17 protein-coding genes are annotated in these 19444 nt (G+C 72.6%); 6 read left to right on the forward strand and 11 right to left on the reverse strand.

The genetic code is table 11. From position 1 onward, the window contains the following. Nucleotide 1: 1 nt before the first annotated feature. Nucleotides 2-1429, reverse strand: a complete 1428-nt coding sequence (locus AOM02_RS09125; RefSeq protein ID WP_062298839.1) for a basic amino acid/polyamine antiporter — start codon at nt 1427-1429, stop codon at nt 2-4. Nucleotides 1430-1517: 88 nt separating this feature from the next. Continuing rightward, entirely contained in the window at nt 1518-2201 is a 684-nt protein-coding gene (locus AOM02_RS09130; RefSeq protein WP_062298840.1) for a ZIP family metal transporter, read from the reverse strand. Between the two features lie 156 nt (nt 2202-2357). On the opposite strand from AOM02_RS09130, the gene AOM02_RS09135 reads away from it, so the two are divergent. From AOM02_RS09135 to AOM02_RS09150, 4 genes are read left to right on the forward strand one after another with little or no spacing between them, the layout of a single operon-like run. Next, complete coding sequence (locus AOM02_RS09135) at nt 2358-3020, forward strand: GntR family transcriptional regulator (RefSeq protein WP_062298841.1); 663 nt, start codon at nt 2358-2360, stop codon at nt 3018-3020. Beyond that, nucleotides 3017-4549: an MmgE/PrpD family protein gene (locus AOM02_RS09140; protein WP_062298842.1), complete on the forward strand. Its 1533-nt coding sequence runs from the start codon at nt 3017-3019 to the stop codon at nt 4547-4549. The genes AOM02_RS09135 and AOM02_RS09140 overlap by 4 nt, the downstream gene beginning before the upstream one ends. Before the next feature lie 8 nt (nt 4550-4557). Further along, nucleotides 4558-5460: a methylisocitrate lyase gene (gene prpB, locus AOM02_RS09145; RefSeq protein ID WP_062298843.1), complete on the forward strand. Its 903-nt coding sequence runs from the start codon at nt 4558-4560 to the stop codon at nt 5458-5460. Between the two features lie 40 nt (nt 5461-5500). Beyond that, a complete protein-coding gene (locus AOM02_RS09150; protein ID WP_062298844.1) occupies nt 5501-6676 on the forward strand; it encodes a bifunctional 2-methylcitrate synthase/citrate synthase in 1176 nt (391 codons plus the stop codon). Between the two features lie 4 nt (nt 6677-6680). Here AOM02_RS09150 and AOM02_RS09155 read toward each other — a convergent pair whose 3' ends face one another. Further along, nucleotides 6681-7241 carry a TetR/AcrR family transcriptional regulator gene (locus AOM02_RS09155; RefSeq protein WP_062298845.1) on the reverse strand — a complete coding sequence of 187 codons (561 nt, stop codon included), beginning with the start codon at nt 7239-7241 and terminating at the stop codon, nt 6681-6683. Nucleotides 7242-7462: 221 nt separating this feature from the next. On the opposite strand from AOM02_RS09155, the gene AOM02_RS09160 reads away from it, so the two are divergent. Continuing rightward, the gene (locus tag AOM02_RS09160) at nt 7463-9016 is read left to right on the forward strand and encodes an MFS transporter (RefSeq protein WP_082104994.1); all 1554 of its coding nucleotides are present in this window, start codon (nt 7463-7465) and stop codon (nt 9014-9016) included. Nucleotides 9017-9076: 60 nt separating this feature from the next. Here the strand turns inward: AOM02_RS09160 and AOM02_RS09165 are convergent, their stop codons facing one another. Continuing rightward, entirely contained in the window at nt 9077-9997 is a 921-nt protein-coding gene (locus tag AOM02_RS09165; protein WP_228373809.1) for an NADP-dependent oxidoreductase, read from the reverse strand. A 58-nt stretch (nt 9998-10055) separates the two neighbouring features. Then, complete coding sequence (locus tag AOM02_RS09170) at nt 10056-12686, reverse strand: UvrD-helicase domain-containing protein (RefSeq protein WP_062298847.1); 2631 nt, start codon at nt 12684-12686, stop codon at nt 10056-10058. Between the two features lie 119 nt (nt 12687-12805). Here AOM02_RS09170 and AOM02_RS09175 point away from each other — a divergent pair, with 119 nt between their 5' ends. Then, nucleotides 12806-13435: an MBL fold metallo-hydrolase gene (locus AOM02_RS09175; protein ID WP_062298848.1), complete on the forward strand. Its 630-nt coding sequence runs from the start codon at nt 12806-12808 to the stop codon at nt 13433-13435. 64 nt (nt 13436-13499) lie between these two features. On the opposite strand, the gene AOM02_RS09180 is transcribed toward AOM02_RS09175, so the two are convergent. The 6 genes from AOM02_RS09180 to AOM02_RS09205 form a co-directional block, all read right to left on the reverse strand. Next, on the reverse strand, nt 13500-14282 hold the full coding sequence (locus tag AOM02_RS09180) for an ATP-binding cassette domain-containing protein (RefSeq protein ID WP_062298849.1): 783 nt from the start codon (nt 14280-14282) through the stop codon (nt 13500-13502). A gap of 5 nt (nt 14283-14287) precedes the next feature. Then, nucleotides 14288-15394, reverse strand: coding sequence for an ABC transporter permease (locus tag AOM02_RS09185; RefSeq protein WP_156156163.1), 1107 nt, complete (start codon nt 15392-15394; stop codon nt 14288-14290). 26 nt (nt 15395-15420) lie between these two features. Further along, entirely contained in the window at nt 15421-16437 is a 1017-nt protein-coding gene (locus tag AOM02_RS09190) for a sugar ABC transporter substrate-binding protein (protein ID WP_062298851.1), read from the reverse strand. A gap of 146 nt (nt 16438-16583) precedes the next feature. Further along, nucleotides 16584-17492, reverse strand: a complete 909-nt coding sequence (locus AOM02_RS09195) for an NAD(P)H-dependent oxidoreductase (protein WP_082104997.1) — start codon at nt 17490-17492, stop codon at nt 16584-16586. Then, nucleotides 17489-18442 carry a ketopantoate reductase family protein gene (locus AOM02_RS09200; protein WP_062298853.1) on the reverse strand — a complete coding sequence of 318 codons (954 nt, stop codon included), beginning with the start codon at nt 18440-18442 and terminating at the stop codon, nt 17489-17491. The genes AOM02_RS09195 and AOM02_RS09200 overlap by 4 nt, the downstream gene beginning before the upstream one ends. After that, nucleotides 18439-19407, reverse strand: a complete 969-nt coding sequence (locus AOM02_RS09205; protein ID WP_062298854.1) for a GlcG/HbpS family heme-binding protein — start codon at nt 19405-19407, stop codon at nt 18439-18441. Before AOM02_RS09205 ends, AOM02_RS09200 begins: the two co-directional genes overlap by 4 nt. Between the last annotated feature and the right edge of the window lie 37 nt (nt 19408-19444).

Below are 19444 nucleotides of genomic sequence, written 5' to 3' on the forward strand. Positions count from 1 at the left end.
CCTAGATGGTGAGCCACCCCGTCGCGAGCCCGACCGCCCCCACCACGGCCGCCAGTAGCGACACAACCAGGATCACGAGTTCCCGCGGGCTGAACCAGCGCCGCCCCTGCTCGCGGCGCGTCATGATGAACAGGATCGACGCGGGCGCGTAGATGATCGAGGACACGAGCACGAACGTCAGCCCGGCCGCGAACAGCAGGAACACCACGTACGCGGTCGCGAGCACGCCGAGCGCGAGCTCGCGCCGTCTCTCGCGCACCACGGAGTAGCCGTCGCGCGTCGCCGCGATCTTGAGCAGGTAGCCCGCCGCGAACAGGAACGGGATGAGCGACAGCGCGCTCGTGAGGTCGACCATGAAGTTCACGGCGTCGGCCGACACGAGCACCACGAGCACCATCGCCTGGGTGAGCCACGAGGTCGTGAGCAGCGCCGCGACGGGCACGTCGCGCGCGGACTGCCGCGCGAGGAAGCGCGGCATGTCGCCGTCCTTGGCGGCCACGAACAGCAGCTCCGCCGCGATCATCGTCCAGGCGAGGTACGCGCCCAGGATCGACACGATGAGCCCGACGCTCACGAACACCGAGCCCCAGCCCCCGACCGCGGCCTCGAGCACGCCCGCCATCGACGGCTGCCGCAGCTCCGCCATATCCGCGACCGGCATGATCCCGTACGACACCATCGTCACCGAGGCGAAGATCGCGAACACGCTCAGGTAGCCGAGCACGGTCGCGCGGCCCACGTCCCGGCGCCGCCGCGCGTGCCGCGAGTACACGCTCGCGCCCTCGACGCCGAGGAACACGAAGACCATCACGAGCATCGTCGCGCGCACCTGCTGGAACAGCGGCTCGTCGCTCGGGCCCGACATGTTGTCGAGGAAGATCAGCGGGTCGACGTAGAAGAGCGCGATCACGATGAAGACGAGAATCGGGACGAGCTTGGCGATGGTGACGATGCGGTTGATCGCCGCGGCCTCCCGCACGCCCTGGCGCACGAGCAGGTAGAAGCCCCACAGCCCCGCGCTCGACAGCGCGACCGCGAGGATCGTGTCGCCCTCGCCGAGCGCGGGGAACAGCCCGCCGAGCGTCGACATGATCAGCACCCAGAACGCGACGTTGCCCACGCACGTGGTCGCCCAGTACCCGAAGGCGGAGAAGAATCCCAGGTACTCGCCGAACCCGGCCTTCGCGTAGGCGTAGATGCCGGCGTCGAGCTCGGGCTTGCGGTTCGACAGCGCCTGGAACATCAGCGCGAGCGTGAGGGTGCCCGCGCCCGCGATGGTCCACGCGATCAGCGCGCCGGTGACCCCGGTCGCCGCGGCGAAGCGCTGGGGGAGCGTGAACACCCCCGCGCCGACCATGGTGCCGACGACCATCGTGGTCATCGTCAGCAGCGAGAGCTTGACGGGCGCGCGCTCGGTGGTGTCCGCCATCCGCCCTCCTCCCGTCCCTCTCGAAACCTAGCAAGGCCAGGGACGATGCGCCGGGTGGCGGCGTCGGGACGATGCGCCGGGCGGGTCGTCAGGACGCGGCGAGGGTGAGCCCGAATCCGACGACCGCCCACACGCCGGCGGCGACGCGGCCCTTCTGGTACGCGAACGGGATCATCGACGTGGTGAGCATCGTGAGGAGGGCGCCGGTCGTGAACGCCGCGAGGCGGGCGCCGTCGGCGTCGCTCATCACCTCCGCGACGCCGTAGCCGGCCGCGGCGAACAGGCCCGCGGCGACCACGACGGAGCCCCACAGCAGCATCTGCCGGCGCACCGGCCAGCCGTTCGCGCGGAGGTCGGCGGCCGGGGGCAGCGCCTGCGGGATGTTCGACACCCACACCGATGCGGCGAGCGCGGGGCTCACGAGCCCGGCCGCCATCTGGATGCCGAAGATGAGGGACTCGGGCAGGGCGTCGGCGATGTTGCCGACGACGATGCCCATCGCGCCGGACTCGCCGAAGCGCCGCTCGACGATCGCGTCCGCGACCACGAAGACCGCGCCGCCGACGAGTAGCCACATGCCGAGCTCGAGGTTGTCCAGCGAGGCCTGCGCCTCGGGCACCAGCTGGAACGATGCGGCGGCGAGCAGGGCGCCGGAGCCGAGCCCGGCGAGCTGCCCGACGAACCTGTCGGAGACGCGCAGCCGGTACACGACGAGGCTTGCGAGCAGCAGCGACGACTGCGCGACGACACCGACCAGAAGGGCCTGGATCACATGCTCACCCTAGGGCGCGAGGGCCGCGACGGTCGAGAGGTGGATCGTGCCCGCGCAACGGGGGGAAGCACGCCCTTCTGTATACATAGAATGGATCCGGGTGGTAGTTTCAGCGGAGTTGGCGATTCGATGTATGCACAGACGCGAGGAGGCGGCGTGAGGACCAGCGAGCGCGTGTACGAGCTGCTCCGCGAGGAGATCCTCGACGGCACGCTCGCCCCGGGCGCGCCGCTGGCGGAGATCGAGCAGTCCGAGCGCCTCGGGGTGTCGCGCACGCCGCTGCGAGAGGCTCTGTCCCGGCTGCAGGGCGACGGGCTCGTCGCGGCGCGCGGCGGCCGCGGCCTCGTGGTGGCGGGCCTGTCGCTCGACGACGTGCACGAGCTGTTCGAGATCCGCGCCGCGCTCGAGGTCAAGGCCGCGAGCCTCGCCGCGCAGCGCCGCGACCCCGCGGTCTTCGAGGCGCTGCGCGAGGAGGTCAGGGCGGCGGGGGAGCGCCTCGGCGACGACGGCTCCCGCGCCGGCTTCTACGCCCTCGTCGCCCGCATGGACGCCGCGATCGACCGCGCCGCGGCGAACCCGTACCTGCTCGCGGCCCTCCGCGGGGTGCGGGCCCACGTGGCGCGCCTGCGCCGCCTGTCGAGCGACGACGCCGCGCGCCTGCGCGAGGCGACCCAGGAGCACCTCATGATCCTCGACGCGATCATCGAGGGCGCTCCCACGATGGCCGCGCATGCGACCGAGCTCCACCTGCACCGCAGCCTTGCCAGCATCCTGCGCACGATCGACCGCCAGCCCGTCCCCGAGGAGCACCGTCAGTGAAGACCCACTCCGTCCGCGCCCACACGTCCGCCGAGGCGCTGCCCCGCCGCGAGCAGCTCGCCTGGCGCATCGCCGAGGTCGCCGTCGACCCCGTCGAGGTGGCGCCCGACGTCGCCGACATGGTGGTCAACCGCGTGATCGACAACGCCGCGGTCGCGGTCGCCTCGTACTCCCGAGGCGCGCCGTCCGCGGCGCGGGCGCAGGCCCTGGCGCACGGCGCCTCGGCCGGCGGCGCGGGCGCGACGGTCTTCGGCGAGCCGCTCGCGACGCGCGTGAGCGCGGAATGGGCGGCGTGGGCGAACGGCGTCGCGGTGCGCGAGCTCGACTACCACGACACGTTCCTCGCCGCGGAGTACTCGCACCCGGGCGACAACATCCCGCCCATCGTCGCGGTGGCGCAGCACGCCGCCGCGCGCGGCCTCACGGGCGCCGACCTGCTGCGCGGCATCGTCACGGGCTACGAGATCCAGATCGACCTCGTCAAGGCGATCAGCCTGCACCGGCACAAGATCGACCACGTCGCGCACCTGGGCCCCTCCGCCGCGGCCGGTATCGGCACGATGCTGGGGCTGGACGCGGAGACGATCTTCCAGGCGGTGGGCCAGGCCCTGCACACGACCACCGCGACGCGCCAGTCGCGCAAGGGCGAGATCTCGTCGTGGAAGGCGCATGCCCCCGCGCTGGCCGGCAAGCTCGCCGTCGAGGCGGTCGACCGCGCGATGCGCGGCGAGACCTCGCCGACGCCGATCTACGAGGGCGAGGACGGCCTGATCGCGTGGATGCTCGGCGGCTTCGACGACGAGTACCTGGTGCCGCTGCCCGAGCCGGGGGAGCCGCGTCGCGCGATCCTCGACTCGTACACGAAGGAGCACTCGGCGGAGTACCAGTCGCAGGCGTGGATCGACCTCGCGCGCCGGCTCCACCGGGAGCACCCGGAGATCGCGGACCCGGACCGCGTCGAGCGCATCGTGCTCGCGACGTCGCACCACACGCACTACGTCATCGGCTCCGGGTCGGGGGACCCGGAGAAGTACGATCCCGCCGCGTCGCGCGAGACCCTCGACCACTCGCTCCCGTACATCTTCACGGTCGCGCTCCAGGACGGCGCCTTCGACCACCGCGGCTCGTACGAGCCCGTGCGCGCCGCCCGCCCGGACACCGTCGCGCTGTGGCGCCGCATCGTCACCGCCGAGGACGCGGAGTGGACGCGCCGCTACCACTCGAACGACCCGGCCGAGAAGGCGTTCGGCGGCTCGATCGAGGTGACGTTCACGGACGGCTCGGTGTACCGCGACGAGATCGCCGTCGCAGACGCCCACCCGCTCGGCGCGCGCCCCTTCGGCCGTGACGAGTACGTGAACAAGTTCCGCGTCCTCGCGGGGGGCGTGCTCGACGAGGCCGAGATCGCGCGCTTCCTCGACGTCGCCCAGCGGCTGCCCGAGCTCTCGTCGGAGGAGCTCGGCGCGCTCACGTTCACCGTGCCGGACGCGGTCCGCGCGGCCGCTCCGGCGCCCGAGGGTCTGCTCTAGGAGGCGCGATGCTCTACTCGACCCTGACCGCAGCGGCGAAGCGTGAGGCGTTCCGCGCCCGCCTCGCGAGCGGCGAGCTGCTCCGCATGCCCGGGGCCTTCAACCCGCTGTCGGCGCGCCTCATCGAGCGTCGCGGCTTCGACGGCGCGTACATCTCCGGCGCCGTGATCTCCGCGGACCTGGGGCTGCCTGACATCGGCCTCACCACCCTGACCGAGGTCGCCGGCCGTGCGCGGCAGATCGCCCGCATGACGGACCTGCCGACGCTCGTCGACGCCGACACCGGCTTCGGCGAGCCCATGAACGTCGCACGGACCGTCCAGGAGATGGAGGACGCGGGCGTCGCCGGCCTCCACATCGAGGACCAGGTCAACCCCAAGCGCTGCGGCCATCTCGACGGCAAGGAGGTGGTCGACCGCGACACCGCGCTCAAGCGGATCCGGGCCGCGGTCGACGGGCGCCGCGACCCGCACCTCCTCATCATGGCGCGGACCGACATCCGCGGCGTCGAGGGGCTCGACGCCGCCGTGACACGCGCCAAGGAGCTCGTCGACGCCGGCGCCGACGCGATCTTCCCCGAGGCGATGGCGACGCTCGAGGAGCTCTCCGCGATGCGCGCGGCGGTCGACGTGCCGATCCTCGCCAACATGACGGAGTTCGGGAAGTCCGAGCTCTTCGCGGTGGACCGCCTGCGCGACGTCGGGGTGAACGTGGTCATCTGGCCCGTGTCGCTCCTGAGGCTCGCGATGGGGGCCGCGCTGCGCGGGCTCGAGACGCTCGAGGCGGACGGCACGCTCGCGGCGCGCCTGGGCGACATGCAGCACCGCGCGGACCTCTACGACCTCCTGGACTACGAGGGCTACGCGCATTTCGACGAGGACGTCTACACCTTCACCGTCGCGCGGGACTGACCCCGCGCGACCGCACCTCGGCCATCACAAAGGAGTGATCATGAGCGACAGCACCGAGATCAGGAAGGGCCTGGTCGGCGTGATCGCCGACCGCACCGCCGTGTCCAAGGTCAACGCCGAGACCAACTCGCTGCTGTACCGGGGCTACCCGGTGCAGGAGCTCGCGACGATGTGCTCGTTCGAGGATGTGGTCCACCTGCTGTGGAACGGCGACCTGCCCACGCCGGAGGAGCGCGAGCGCGCGGCGGCGCTCGAGCACGCGAACCGCGAGCTGGGCGCCCGGCTCACCGGCGTCATCGAGCGGCTGCCCGACTCGACCCACCCCATGGACGTGGTCCGCACCGCGGTGAGCGTGATCGGCGGCGAGGACCCGACCGCCTGGAGCGACGACCCGGACGAGATCCGCGCGAAGGCGCTCCGGCTGATCGCGAAGGTCCCCGCGGTCGTCGCATACATCCAGCGGCACCGCCGCGGCCTGCCCGCGATCGCGCCGCGCGAGGACCTGGGCTATGCGGCGAACTTCCTGTGGATGACGTTCGGCGAGGAGCCCGACGAGGTGGTCCGCAAGGCCTTCGACGTGTCCATGACGCTCTACGCCGAGCACTCGTTCAACGCGTCGACGTTCACCGCCCGCGTGGTGACCTCGACCCTGTCGGACTACTACAGCGCGGTCGTCGCGGCGATCGGCGCGCTCAAGGGCCCGCTCCACGGCGGCGCCAACGAGGCGGTGATGCGGACGTTCGACGAGATCGGGTCCGCGGAGAACGTCGTCCCGTGGCTGGACGATGCGCTCGCCCACAGGCGCAAGATCATGGGCTTCGGCCACCGCGTCTACAAGCGCGGCGACTCGCGGGTGCCGACCATGAAGGCCGCGCTCGACACGCTCATCGACCACTTCGACCGCCCCGACATCGCCGCGCTCTACGACACGCTCGAGGGCGAGTTCGTGGCGCGCAAGGGGATCTACCCGAACCTCGACTACCCGTCGGGCCCGGCGTACCACCTCATGGGCTTCGACACCGAGCTGTTCACGCCCCTCTTCGTGGCGTCGCGCATCGCCGGGTGGACCGCGCACATCCAGGAGCAGCTCGCCGACAACGCGCTGATCCGGCCGCTGTCGGTCTACGACGGGGTGGGGGAGCGCCACCTCGCGGGGTACGTGGCGGACGATGCGGCGGTCGCCGCCGCGACCCGTCAGGAGGAGCTGGCCGGCTGAGCTCCTAGGGGACCAGGTCGGCGGCGATCGACTGCGCGGCCGCCTCGCGCTCGGCGGCGGTGCCGCCGAGGTCGCTGCCCGGCTTGTTCGCGATCAGCACGGTCATGATCGCCATGCGGATCCGCAGACGGTCCTCGATCGACGCCTCGTCGGGCATCGCCGCTTCCCACAGGCGCACCTTGATGTCGTGGATGAGGCTGGTGGACGCGAGGTTCTGGAGCGCGACCTCGTTCTGCTGGACGCAGCGCATCACGTCGCCCGGGACCCCGTGGGTGATGTCGCCGAGGCGTCGGATCATCTCGAGGCGACGCTCCCGGGTCGACGGCTCGGCGCGCATCCACTCGACCAGCGCATCGATCTCGGAGGAGGCCTCGGCGAGCAGCGACTCGAGGATCTCCTCCTTCGACTTGAAGTGGTAGTACAGCGCGGCCTTGGTCACGCCGAGGTCCTCGGCGATCTCGCGGAGCGAGGTCTGGTCGTAACCGTTGGTGGTGAAGCGGTCGAGCGCGACGTCCTGGATGCGCTCGCGCGTGTCCCCTCGGCGGCGGGTGGCGGTCTCGGACATCGCTTCCTCTCTGGTGCGTCTTCCGCGAATCTTGGGAATCAACTTGACGGCCGGTCAGTTCCAGCATAGCGTCGCCCTTGTAACTTACCGGGCGGCTAGGAAGTTCCCCGGCCCCCGCATCGTCCCCCGCGCTCATCCATGCCGCGGGGGAGGACCCCCTCCTGGCGAAGCCGCCTCCCCGGATCTGCCGCGCACCCCGGCGCGGACACGAAAGGCACCCCATGGACACCACCCCCGATCCCCGCCGCTGGTGGGGACTGGCCGCGATCGGCCTGGCCCAGCTGATGGTCGTGCTCGACATGACCATCGTCAACATCGCGCTGCCCACCGCGCAGACGGACCTCGGAATCTCGGACGCCGACCGTCAATGGGTCATCACCGCCTACACGCTCGCGTTCGGCGGGCTCCTCCTGCTCGGCGGCCGCCTCGGCGACGTGTTCGGGCGCAAGCAGACCCTGATCATCGGGCTCGTCGGCTTCGCCGCCGCCTCGGCGTTCGGCGGCGTCTCGCAGACCTTCGCGATGCTCATCATCGCGCGTGCCCTCCAGGGCGTGTTCGCGGCGCTTCTCGCGCCCGCGGCGCTGTCGATGCTCAACGTCACGTTCACCGATCCCCAGGAACGCGCCCGCGCGCTCGGCGTCTACGGCGCGGTCGCGGGCGGCGGCGCCGCCATCGGCCTCATCCTCGGCGGCGCGCTCACGCAGTACCTCGACTGGCGCTGGACCCTCATGGTCAACGTGCCCGTCGCGGTCGTCGCGGTGATCGGTGCATCGCTGTTCCTGCACAACCACGGCACGGCGGGCATCCGCACGCGCCTCGACATCCCCGGCGCGCTGCTCGCGACGGGCGGCGTGCTCGCGATCGTCTACGCGCTGAGCGAGGCCGAGCAGCACGGCTGGGGCTCGGCGCTGGTGCTGTCGATGCTCGCGCTCGGCGCCGCGCTTCTCGTCGTGTTCGTGCTCGTCGAGCGCCGCACGCCGCACGCGCTGCTGCCGCTCCACCTGCTCCGCGAGCGCAACCGCGTGGGCGCGCTCACCGCGGTCGGGCTCACGCAGATCGGCATGTTCGGCGTCTTCCTGTTCCTCACGTACTACCTGCAGGGGATCCAGGGCTACTCGCCGATGAAGACCGGCATCTCGTTCCTGCCCATGGTGGTCGGCATGATGACCGGCGCGGTCGGCATCTCCGCCCGCCTGCTGCCGCGCGTCGGACCGCGCCGCCTCATGCTGCCGGGCATGCTCATCGCGGCGGCGGCCCTCGCGTTCCTCACCCAGATCGACGTCGACTCGACCTACTGGCTCCACGTGTTCCCGGGGCTCGTGCTCCTGGGCCTCGGCATGGGCATGACGTTCATGCCGTCCATGGCGACCGCCACCGGCGGCGTGCGGGGGACCGATGCGGGTGTCGTGTCCGCGACGCTCAACACGACCCAGCAGGTGGGCGGCTCGATCGGCATCGCGCTCCTGAACACGGTGGCCGCCACCGTGACCGCGAACTGGATCGTCGACAACGGCGCCTCGACCCCGGCACAGATGGCCGAGGCCACGGTGCAGGGCTTCTCGACCGCGATGTGGATCTCGGTGGGCGCGGTGCTCCTCGCCTTCGTGTCGGCCGCGCTGCTGGTGCAGTCCCGGCCGATGCCGGGCGGCGCGCATGGCGAGCCCCTCGAGCCGGCGATCGCGGCCGCGGGCGAGCAGATCTCGGGCGCCGACGCCGCGGCGATCCCCGCCACCGCGGCGGCGGGTCCCGCGGACGACGAGGCCGAGCGCGCCTGACGTCACCTCGTCGAATCGCGACGCCCTCGGGGGCCTTCCTCCGGGGGCGTCGCGGCGTCGTCAGGGCGCGACGACCACCTTGCCGTGCAGGTGGCGCGTCTCGAGCAGGCTGAAGGCCTCGGCGACCCGCTCGAGCGGGAGGACGGCCTGGACGGGCAGCACCAGGCCGCCGTCCGCCACCATGCGCGCAAGCCGGTCGAGCACATCGGCGCGGCGCTCGTAGCGGCCGGGGCTCCTCAGCCCGAGCTCGGCCACGGCGGCACGGTCGGCGATGGCGCAGATGCGGTCGGGCGCGACCCCCAGCGCGAGTCCCGCGTCGATCGCCTCGCGGCCGAAGTTGTCCTGCACCGCGGTGATGCCTGCGGGGGCAGCCGCGCGCACGCGGTCGACGAGGCCGGGGCCGTACTCGACGGGGACCACGCCGATGGCCTGCAATCGCGCGTGGTTGCCCGGCCCGGCGGTGCCGACCACTGCGGCGCCCGCCGCGAGCGCGAGCTGGCAGAACAGGAAGCCGACCGCGCCGGCGGCCGCGCTCACCAGCACCACGTCGCCCTCGCCGGGCTCCAGCACGCCCATCGCCGCGTTGGCCGTCTGACCGGGTGTTGAGAGCGAGCCGGCGACCTCGAAGGGCACGCCCGCAGGCTTGCGCGCGAGATGCGAGGACAGCACCGCGAGGTGCTCCCGAAGCGTTCCGGCGCCCCACCCGAGGACCTCGTCGCCGGGGACGACGGGGGTGCCGTCCCAGTACCGGGCGTCGGCGCCCGCCGCGCTCACGACGCCGGCGAAGTCGCCGCCGAGCGATCGCGGGAAGGGGGTGTCCAGGGGGATGAGCCCCGACCGCGCCTTGGCGTCGTAGGGGTTGATGCCGACCGCGCGGACCTCCACGACCACGCCGTCGGGCCCGGGCTTCGGCACCGGCACCTCGGCCACGCGCAGCACGTCCGGGCCGCCGGTCTCGTCGAACAGCACCGCTCTCTGCATCGTCACCGCTCCATCATGCAGGAGGCCTGGTAGGCGCGGGATCCCCACACGCCGGTCGCTACACCCACGCCGTCTCCCGGCACCGCGGGAAGGTGCTGCAGCCGTAGAACTCGCCGTGCCTGCCCGAGCGCCTCACGAGCGTGCCCTCGCCGCAGCCCGCGCACACCCTGATCTCCTCGGTGCCGCCGTCCGTGCCGCGGACCTCGACGCCCGGGTCCTCCAGCAGCTCGAGCACGAACGGCGACTCGCGACCCGCGACGGTGAACACCGTGACGGTGTGGCGGGCCCGCGTCAGCGCGACGTAGAACAGGCGGCGCTCCTCCGCGTGCCGGTAGCCGTCGTCCGCGGACATCGCGAGCGCGAGCACCGGGTCGTCGGGGATCGTGCTCGGGAAGCCGTACCGCCCTGTGGTGACGTTCGGCAGGATCACGTGGTCCGCCTCGAGCCCCTTGGACCGATGCACGGTGCGGAACCGCACGTCGAGGCCGGGGGGCGCCGTGGCCGGGACGAGCTTCCGGTCGAAGCCGTACCGGCCGAGCACGTCCACCGTGGCGCCCGGCCCGCCGGACAGCCGCTGCAGGTGCGCCTCGATCGCCGCCGGCAGCGCATCGTGCCGCTCCACGCGCACGACCGTGACGGGCGCGCCGCCCGGGCCGCGTGCCGCGCGCACCGTCTTGGTGAGCTGCGCAGGGTTGCGCGACACGAAGCGGCTCGCGACGTCCGCGACGTTCTGCGTCGTCCTGAAGGTCGTCTGCAGGCGGCGCGTGAGCGCCGGTCCGAAGTACGCGGAGAAGCCCGTCATCACGGACAGGTCCGCGCCGGCGAAGCGGTTGATCGCCTGCCAGTCGTCGCCGACGGCAAGGAGGTGCGTCCCGCGGTCGCGCAGGAGCGCCTTGGTGAGGCGGGCGCGGGCGCGGCTGGAGTCCTGGAACTCGTCGACCATGACCAGGTCCCAGCGCGCCAGGCCCGGGTCCCGCTCGACGAGCTCGGCGGCGCGCAGCAGCATGTCGTCGAAGTCGACGGCGTCCGCCGCGTCGAGCTCGTCCTGCCAGCGCTCGTGGATGCGCCAGTAGAGGTCGAGGAACAGTCGCGTGCGCGGGGTGTCGAGCGCGGGCATCGTCGCGAGGCGCTCCTGCAGCGCGGCGCGGGTGAGCGCGCCCGCCTTCACGTGCGACATGAAGGTGCGGACCAGCCGGGCGAGGCGCTCGTGCTCAAGCGGGTCGGCTCCGGGGAGGGGGCGGTCGGGGTTCCAGTCGAGCGTGATGCCGTGGCGCTCGAGGTCGCGCGCGAACGCCTCGAAGCCGCTGTGATCCTGGATCGCGTGCCACGCGGTCTCGACCAGCGCGGTGCCGTGGGTCGCGTGGACGCGCCGCTTCCACGCCATCGCCTCGGCGTAGCCGCGGAAGGGTGCCGTCCCGTCGGCGCCCAGCGCCCAGTGCTCGTGCCACACGTCCGCGGCGGGGTAGTAGAAATCGGCGGTGTAGCGCCCGTGGACCCGGTCCGCGACGTTGTGGGGGTACGGGTGCGCGTAGCGGTAGTCGACGCCGTTGAGGAACAGCCAGTCGGCGACGAGCCGCTCTCCCTCGCTGCGGACCGTCTCGCCGCGGTAGGTCGCGAAGCCGCTCACCTGCGTGTCGGGGTCGTAGCTGTCGTGGTCGCCGTTCTCGGCGGATCCCGAGGCCTTGCCGTAGAGCAGGCGGAACAGGTCCCACCGGAACCGGAAGTCGAGGTCCGTGTCGCGCAGGCGGTCGACGATCGCCTGGACCTTCTCGACGTCCTTGCCGTCCTCGACCCAGGGCGCGATGCGGGGCCGGCGTCCCGTCGCCTCGGCGATCAGCGACAGGCCGAAGGAGTGGAAGGTCGCCGCGCGGAGGCCGTCCGCGCGCAGCCCGAGCGCGCCGATCCGGGCGTCGACACGCTCCTGGAGCTCGCGGGCCGCGTCGGCGTTGAAGGCGAGCATGAGGATCCGGTCGGGGGTGGTGAGGCCGCGGCGGATCGCGTACGCGGCGCGCGCCACCATCACCGAGGTCTTGCCGGACCCCGCCGCGGCGATGACGCGGACACGGTTGTCGTGGGACACGACCGCGCGCGCCTGCTCGACGGTCAACGGCGAGCGCTCGACGCCCGCGAAGAAGTCCCGTCCGGCGATCAGCTCGCGGCGCAGGATCTCCTCGTTCGCGGCGCCCACGCGCGCGAGGTGGTCCTGCGCGAGGAACGCGAGCGCCCGCTGCTCCGCCGCGGAGAGGTGCCGGGGAAGCGCCGCCCGCTCGTCGGGCGTGAGGGTGGCGAGCAGGTCGGCGTGGTGGGGGAGCCCGGCCAGGATCGCCACGGCGTCGTCGTGGGCGATCCAGCGCTGCTTGCGCACGCGCGTCTCGAGCAGCCGGTGGAAGACCTGCTCACGATGCGCGGCGAGGGCCAGCGCGTCGCGCAGCTTCGTGCGGGTGACGATGCGCGTGACCGCGGCGCGGATCTCGCGCGCGTCGCGCGGGTCGAGGCCGGCGAGCCGCAGGGCCGGCATGCCGTCCGCCGACGCGACGACGAGTCCGTGCTCGAGCCAGCGGCGCGCGACCCGGACCCGTGACGCCTCGGTGCCGACGAGCTCCTCGACGGTGCCGTCGGTCTCGAGCTTGAGCCGGTCCCGCGCGTAGGCGAGGGACCATCCGCCGGTCCCTGTCCACGTGCGAGGCATCCGCACATCCTGCCGCAACCCGCCGACGTCGCCGGACCGCCGCATCGTCCGCGCGGCGACCTCCCAGGCTAGACTCACTTGCTGGAAGTCGGTTTCGCAGAATGAGACGAAGGGGTCCCATGGAGCTCACCCACCTCGGTCACGCGTGCTTCCTGGTCGACACGGGCGCCGCACGCCTGCTGATCGACCCCGGCGTGCACTCGCGTTTCGAGGAGCTGCGCGGCCTCGACGCCGTGCTGGTCACGCATCAGCACGCCGATCACGTCGACGTCGAGCGCCTTCGGCCGCTGCTGGAGGCCAATCCCGGTGCGGCGCTGGTGGTCGATCCGGACACCGCGACCGCGGTGGCGGGCCTGCCTCGGCCCGCCGTCGTCGCACGCCCGGGCGAGCGGCTCGCGCTGGGCGGCGCGACCGTCGAGGTGCTCGGGGACCTCCACGCCGACGTCTATGCCGACGTCCCCGGCTGCACCAACGCGGCATACCTCGTCGACGGCGGCGCGTTCCTTCACCCCGGCGACTCGTTCGTCGCTCCCGAGGTCTCCGTGGACGTGCTCGCGGTCCCGATCGACGCCCCGTGGCTGAAGCTCGCGGAGGCCGTCGACTACGTGCGCGCGGTGGGGCCGCGGGTGGCCGTCCCGATGCACGAGGGGGAGACCACCGACCCCGCCAAGCTCGCGGGCATGCTCGCGGCCTTCAGCCCCGAGGGCGTCGTGCGCCGGCTGGCGATCGGCGAGCCCGCGGCGCTCTAAGCCGCCGCAGACGGAACGAGGCCGGCGGGGGATCGTTCCCCTGCCGGCCTCGCCCCCCTCGGCGTCACGCGAACATGGAGTCCCGTGCGCCCGTGATCCACCCCACGAGGTGGTCGTTGTCGGTGTCCTGCGTCGCGACGTCCGCGACCTTGCGGCCGCGGTTGAGCACCACCATGCGGTCGCAGACCGCGTTGGCCAGCGCGAGGTTGTGCGTCACGAGCACGATCGCGATGCCCTGGTCCGCCATGCGGCGCACCAGCGACTGCACCACCTGCGTCTGCTCGTAGCCGAGCGCCGCGGTGGGCTCGTCGAGCAACAGCACGCCGTTCTGGTCGCCGGTGACGCGGGTGGCGCTGCGGGCGAGCGCCACCACCTGGCGCTGACCGCCGGACAGCATCTCCACGGGACGCGTCATCGCCGCGGTCCGCACGCCGAGCTTGTCGAGCTCGGCCTCCGAGCGCTTGCGCTGCGCCTTGTGGTCGACGAAGCCGAGCAGGCCGAAGATGCCCGGCCGCAGGATCTCGCGGCCGATGTTGAGGTTGGTCGCGATGTCCAGGGCGTCGACGAGCGCGAGGTCCTGGTAGACCATCTGGATGCCCGCGTGCGTGGCGGCGCTGGGGGAGTGGAGCTCCACCGCCTTGCCGTGCACCTTGAGGGTGCCGGCGCTGGGCCGGTGCGCGCCGGACATGATCTTGAGCAGGGTCGACTTGCCGGCGCCGTTGTCGCCGAGCAGGCCCACGACCTCGCCCTGACGGACGTGGAAGTCGATCGAGTCGAGCGCGCGCACGTAGCCGTAGTGCATGTCGACGCCCGTCAGCTCGAGCGCCGGAGTGGTGTTCTCCTGCATGCCGCTCACCTCGTTCCCGTGTGGACGGATGCCTGGGCGGTCGCCATGAGGCGCTTCGACACCGACATCGTGACCCACCGTTCGAGGGTGAGCGAGCCGATGAGGAGCACGCCGGTGACGCCGGTGGCCCAGTACGGCTGGACGCCCTTGATGGTGAGCCCGTTGGAGATGGTCGCGAGCACCAGCGCGCCCACGAGGACGCGGGGAAGGCTTCCCCTGCCGCCCACGAGCGAGACGCCCGCCAGGGCGACCGCGGTCAACGCGGTGAAGATGAGCGCGGGGCTCGCGCCCGGGTTCGCCTCGGTCACCGTCGCCGTGGTGACGAGACCGCCGAGCGCCGCGCAGGTGCTCGAGATCACGAACGCGAAGACCTTATAGCGGTCGGAGTGGATGCCGGAGCGGCGGACCGCCTCCGCGCTGCCGCCGACCGCCATGAGGCGGATTCCGTCGCGCGTCTTGGTGAGGAACACCGTGCCCACGACGAACACGCCCGCGGTGATCCACACCGGAGCCGGCACACCCAGGTAGCGCTGGGTGCCCATGAAGTCGAGCTTCGACAGGCCGGGGATCGTGTACCCGCCCGCGACGATCGCAGCGGCGGCCGACGTGATCGACAGCATCGCGATGGTCACGATGATCGGGTTGAAGCCGCGTAGCGAGATCAGCCCGTTGGCGAGCCCCACGAGGGCGCCGATCACGATGCCGACGGTGAGCGCGAGCCACACCGGCAGGTCGTTGATGATCATCCATCCGGCGACGCAGCTCGACAGCGCCGCGACGCCCGGGATGGACAGGTCGAGCGCGCCGCAGATGATGCCGACCGCGACGCCGGCGGCGAAGATCGCGCTGATCGCCGCGGCGTTGGCGATGAGGATCGCGTTGTTGAGCGTCGCGAAGTACGGGCTCGCCCACAGCGAGAACCCGACGATCAGGAGGCCCCACAGCACGAAGATGCCGCGGTCGCGCAGGAAGATCATGCCGCGGACGCCCGCGCTGTCCTTGGGTGGGGCCGCGGCGGGCGCGGGGCCTTGGGGCGGGGTGGGCGCGGCCGATGCGGCGGCTCCCGGGGTTCCGGGAGTCGCCGCGCCGCCGGCCTCAGCAGGGCTGGTCATCGTCATGTCTTTCCGCCACGCGCCGATCAGCTGCCCGCGGTGATCGACTTGATCGGCACGGTGAGGAGCGGGCCCTCAGCCGTCGGGTCCATCTGCATCTCCGCGAGCGTGTTGAAGGACTGCACCATGTCGTCCTCGAACTGCAGCGCGACCGTCGCGTACATCGTGCCGTCCTCGACGAGGCCGAGCACCTCGTCGTTGCCGCCGAAGTTGACGACGCACGGCAGGTCCTTGCCGGCGGCCTTGAAGGCGCCGATCGCGCCGAGCGCGCCCTCGTCGTTCGCCGCGGCGACGACGTTGACGTCCGGGTTGCCCTGGAGGATGGTGCCCACGTCGGTCTGGGAGGCCGCGCGGTCGGAGATGGTCCAGTTCTGGACCACCTCGGCGTCGGGGGCGGTCGCCTCGAGCGCCGTGAGGAACGCCTCGTCGGACTCCTTCTTGCCGGCCGTGCCCGCAGCCGACTCGCCGTAGATCACGGTGGCCTTGCCGTCGAGCTTCTCGTTGATGCACATGCCGGTCTGCTCGCCGAGCGCGGTGCCGCCGGCCTCGTAGTCGATGGTGTCGAAGCTGATGCCGGCCTGTGCGCCGTCGAAGCCGTAGTCGGCGGGAACGCCGTTGATGAGGACCGGCACGCCCTTCTCCTGCGCGGTGTGGAGCACATCCGTCATCGAGGAGGGGGCGATCGCGATGATCCACAGCGCGCCGGCGCGGCCGGACTCGAGGACCTCGGTCACCTGCTGGACCTGCTCGGTGGGCTCCATGTTCGGGTCCTGGACGATGATCTCCCAGCCCTGGCTGCCGCCGTAGCCCTGGACGCCCTCGGACAGGCCCTTCATGGCGGGGATCTGGAGGCCGATGGGAGAGAACACGAGCGTCTTGGGCAGGTCTGAGGCGGGAGCCTCCGACTCCATCGCGGTATCCGAGGCGGACGGCGAGGCGTCGCCGGTGCCCTCGTTCGTGCTGCTGCTGCAAGCGGTCATCACGACCAGGGTGGTGGCGGCGCCGACGGCGAGCGCCGAACGCTTGAGTGAACGACGATTCATGCTCACGGGAATCTCCTTTGATGTCCGCGATCTGTGGTGGAACTGCCAACTTTCACTTTATGAAAGCAACTTTCGCCAGCGAGGCCCATGCTAGGGCTGCAGGTGCGGATTGTCTACAATCCTGGCCGTCGTGACGAAGATGTGACCTAACCCTGTGGCGAGACCGGGGTCGGACGCGTGACGGGGAAGCCCTCGTAGGGCGCGGCACGCTCGGCGACGACCGCCCGCCGGAGCGCATGGGCCTGGGCGGTCTCGACGATCTCCCGGTAGTGCGCGTGCCGCTCGTCCATGGAGATCACGGACAGCGTCAGGTCCGTCCACTCGATTCCGTCACCCGCGAGCCGGCCGCGTGCACCGCAGGTCGCGCACTCCACGTCCGTGCCGCGCAGGATCACGACGTCGAGGTGGCACATCGGGCACGCGCCCGCGGGTCCGAGGTACTCGGCCTCGCCCAGCCCGCGGCCGAGCTGGCTCGCCACGTGGCGGCCGAGCGTCCCGGCGCGCGCGATCGCGCCCGGGTCGAGCACGACCGACCGGGGCGTGCCGGCACCTTCGACGACCATCTGGTCGACCACGGCGGTGCTCATCGAGAACGTGAGGGTGTGCATGACGGGCAGGGCGAGCGACTTCCACTGCGTGGTGAGCGCACCCCCGCACGCGATGAAGCCGGCGACCCGTGGCCGCAGCACGCGCTCGTCGACGCGGAAGGGGACGGCGGGCTCGCCGCCGCTGCGGCGCACCTCGAGCAGCCCCTCGATGATCGCCGCGTCGGCGTTGGGGCCGAGCAGGCGGTCGCCGAGCACCTTGAGCCGGCCCGGGACCGTGCGGCTGATGATGGGCGCGCTGATGATCCACGCGTCGCACTCGATCAGCTTCTCCCAGAACCACTCCGCGTCGTCGTCGCCGCCGTCGAGCCGCAGGTCGTCGAGCCTCACCAGCTCGACCTCCGCCCCGTCGGCCTCGGCGGCCCGCAGCGCCTCGATCAGCAGGATCTCCGCGCTGCCGCCCGGGTTCCCGCACGACAGGCCCAGCACCCGCATCGTCATGGTCATCATCCCCTTCCGTGGGCTGCCGTCGGCACGCCCGTCCAGCTGCTCTCGAGGCCGTGCATCAGCGCGGCCATCGCCTCGTGCCGCGGGGTCGCGACGCCCACCCGCGCGCCCTCGCGCGCGATCCCGCCGTTGAGCGCGTCGACCTCGGTGACGCGATGCGCGACCACGTCCTGCAGCATCGACGGCCGATGGCCGAAGGCCTCCGCGATGGCCTCCGCGACCGCGTCCCGAGGGTCGCGCAGCAGGGTGATCCCGGCGGCGTCGCACACCGCGAGCGCCTCGTCGATCAGCGCGTCGACCTGCGCGCGGAGCTCGGGATGCGTGCAGACCTGCCCGATGCTCAGCCCGGTGAGCGCGGCGATCGCGCTGGTCGCGGCGTTGAACACGACCTTGGTCCACTGGGGACCGCGCGCATCGTCCACCGCGTGGGTGCGGAGCCCGCCCGCCGTGAGCAGGTCCGCCAGCCAGCGCACCTCCGCCATCGAAGCAGGGCTCGGTTCGAACGGCCCGAGCCACGAGTCGCCCGGCGCGTCGTAGCGGACGGTGCCGGGCTCCGTCACGGCGCCTGCGGTGACGATGCTGCCGCGGATCACCCGCGGGACCGCCTCCGCGACGACCTCCTCGTTGCCCAGGCCGTTCTGCACGCTCGCCACGGCCGCGTCGCCCAGCGCGTGCGCCGCCGCCCCGACCGCGGCGCGGGTGTGCTGGGCCTTGGTCGCGACGATGCCGAGGTCGCAGGCGGGCAGGTCGGCGGCATCCGTGATCGCGCGCACCGGCGCGGTGAAGTCGGCGGCGCCCGTGACCCGGAGTCCCGTCCGCGCGATCGCGCCCACGTGCTCCGCCCAGGGGTCCACGGCCCACACCTCGACACCCGGGACCCGCGCGAGGTGCGCGGCGTAGAGGCTGCCGATCGCGCCGCAGCCGAGCACGGCCACCCGGGTGCCGACGGTCATCGCGCCACCTCCGCGGCGATCGCGGCGCACGCCTCGGGGGAGGCGCCGCCGATGCCGATGCCCCCGACCACGCGTCCGTCGGCGACGAGCGGGACGCCGCCCGGGGCGGCGAGGATCGGCGTGGGCGCGAGCGTGCTGAGGGACGATGCGGCGGTGCCGTAGGCCGCGACGAGGTCGCCGCTCGCGACGGCGAAGCGGGCGGCGGCGGCAGCGGTGGCCCGCGCCACGTCGACCCCGCCCGCCGCCGCATCGTCCATCCGGTCCTCGCGTATCGGGTCGCCGCCCGCGTCGACGACGGCGACGCCGATGCGAAGCCCGGCCGCGGAGGCGGCCGCGATGGCCGCGTCGCACAGGGCGGTGGCCCAGGCGAGCTCGAGCTGGGCGGAGGCCCGCGGGGCGTCCCGCATCCCGAGCGCCTCCCCGGGCGCGACCACGAGGTCGCCGAAACGCTCGGTCCAGCGCGCGCGGTCGTCGCCGTGCTGGCCCGCGTACGGGGTACCGAGGGCGTACGCGATGAGCAGGTCCTCGGGGTTGGCCGGCTCGCCGTCGGCGCTCACGACCTCGGGCGCGACGCCGTCGGGGAGGAACGGGCTCACCGTCGCGCCGGATGCCGCGATGCCCGCGACCACGATGCCGTCGACGCGCACCGGCATGCCCCCGGCCCCGGGGAACACGGCCTCCGGGGAGGCGGCGACGAAGCCGGCGGAGATGGGCGCGGGCAGGCTGGTCATGCGGCGCAGGTGCTCGGCGCTCGGGATCTGCTGCGTCGCGGAGATCCAGGCCTTGGAGCGGGCGCGCGCCATCCCGCCCGCGCCGCCGGCGTCGAGCCGCGACGCCGTGATGAGCGCGCCGCTCGCCCCGACCACCGCGATGCCGCCCCGCATGCCCAGCTGCTCGGCCTTGGCGACGGCGCGCTCCACCAGCTCGCGCGCCTGCGCGAGCGGGAGGTCCCGGGGATGGTCCACGACGCTGTGTCCTTCCGTCGAAGCGGGGGAGGGGGCG

The organism is Demequina maris (assembly GCF_000971155.1).
In the GTDB taxonomy this organism is placed as follows: domain Bacteria; phylum Actinomycetota; class Actinomycetes; order Actinomycetales; family Demequinaceae; genus Demequina; species Demequina maris.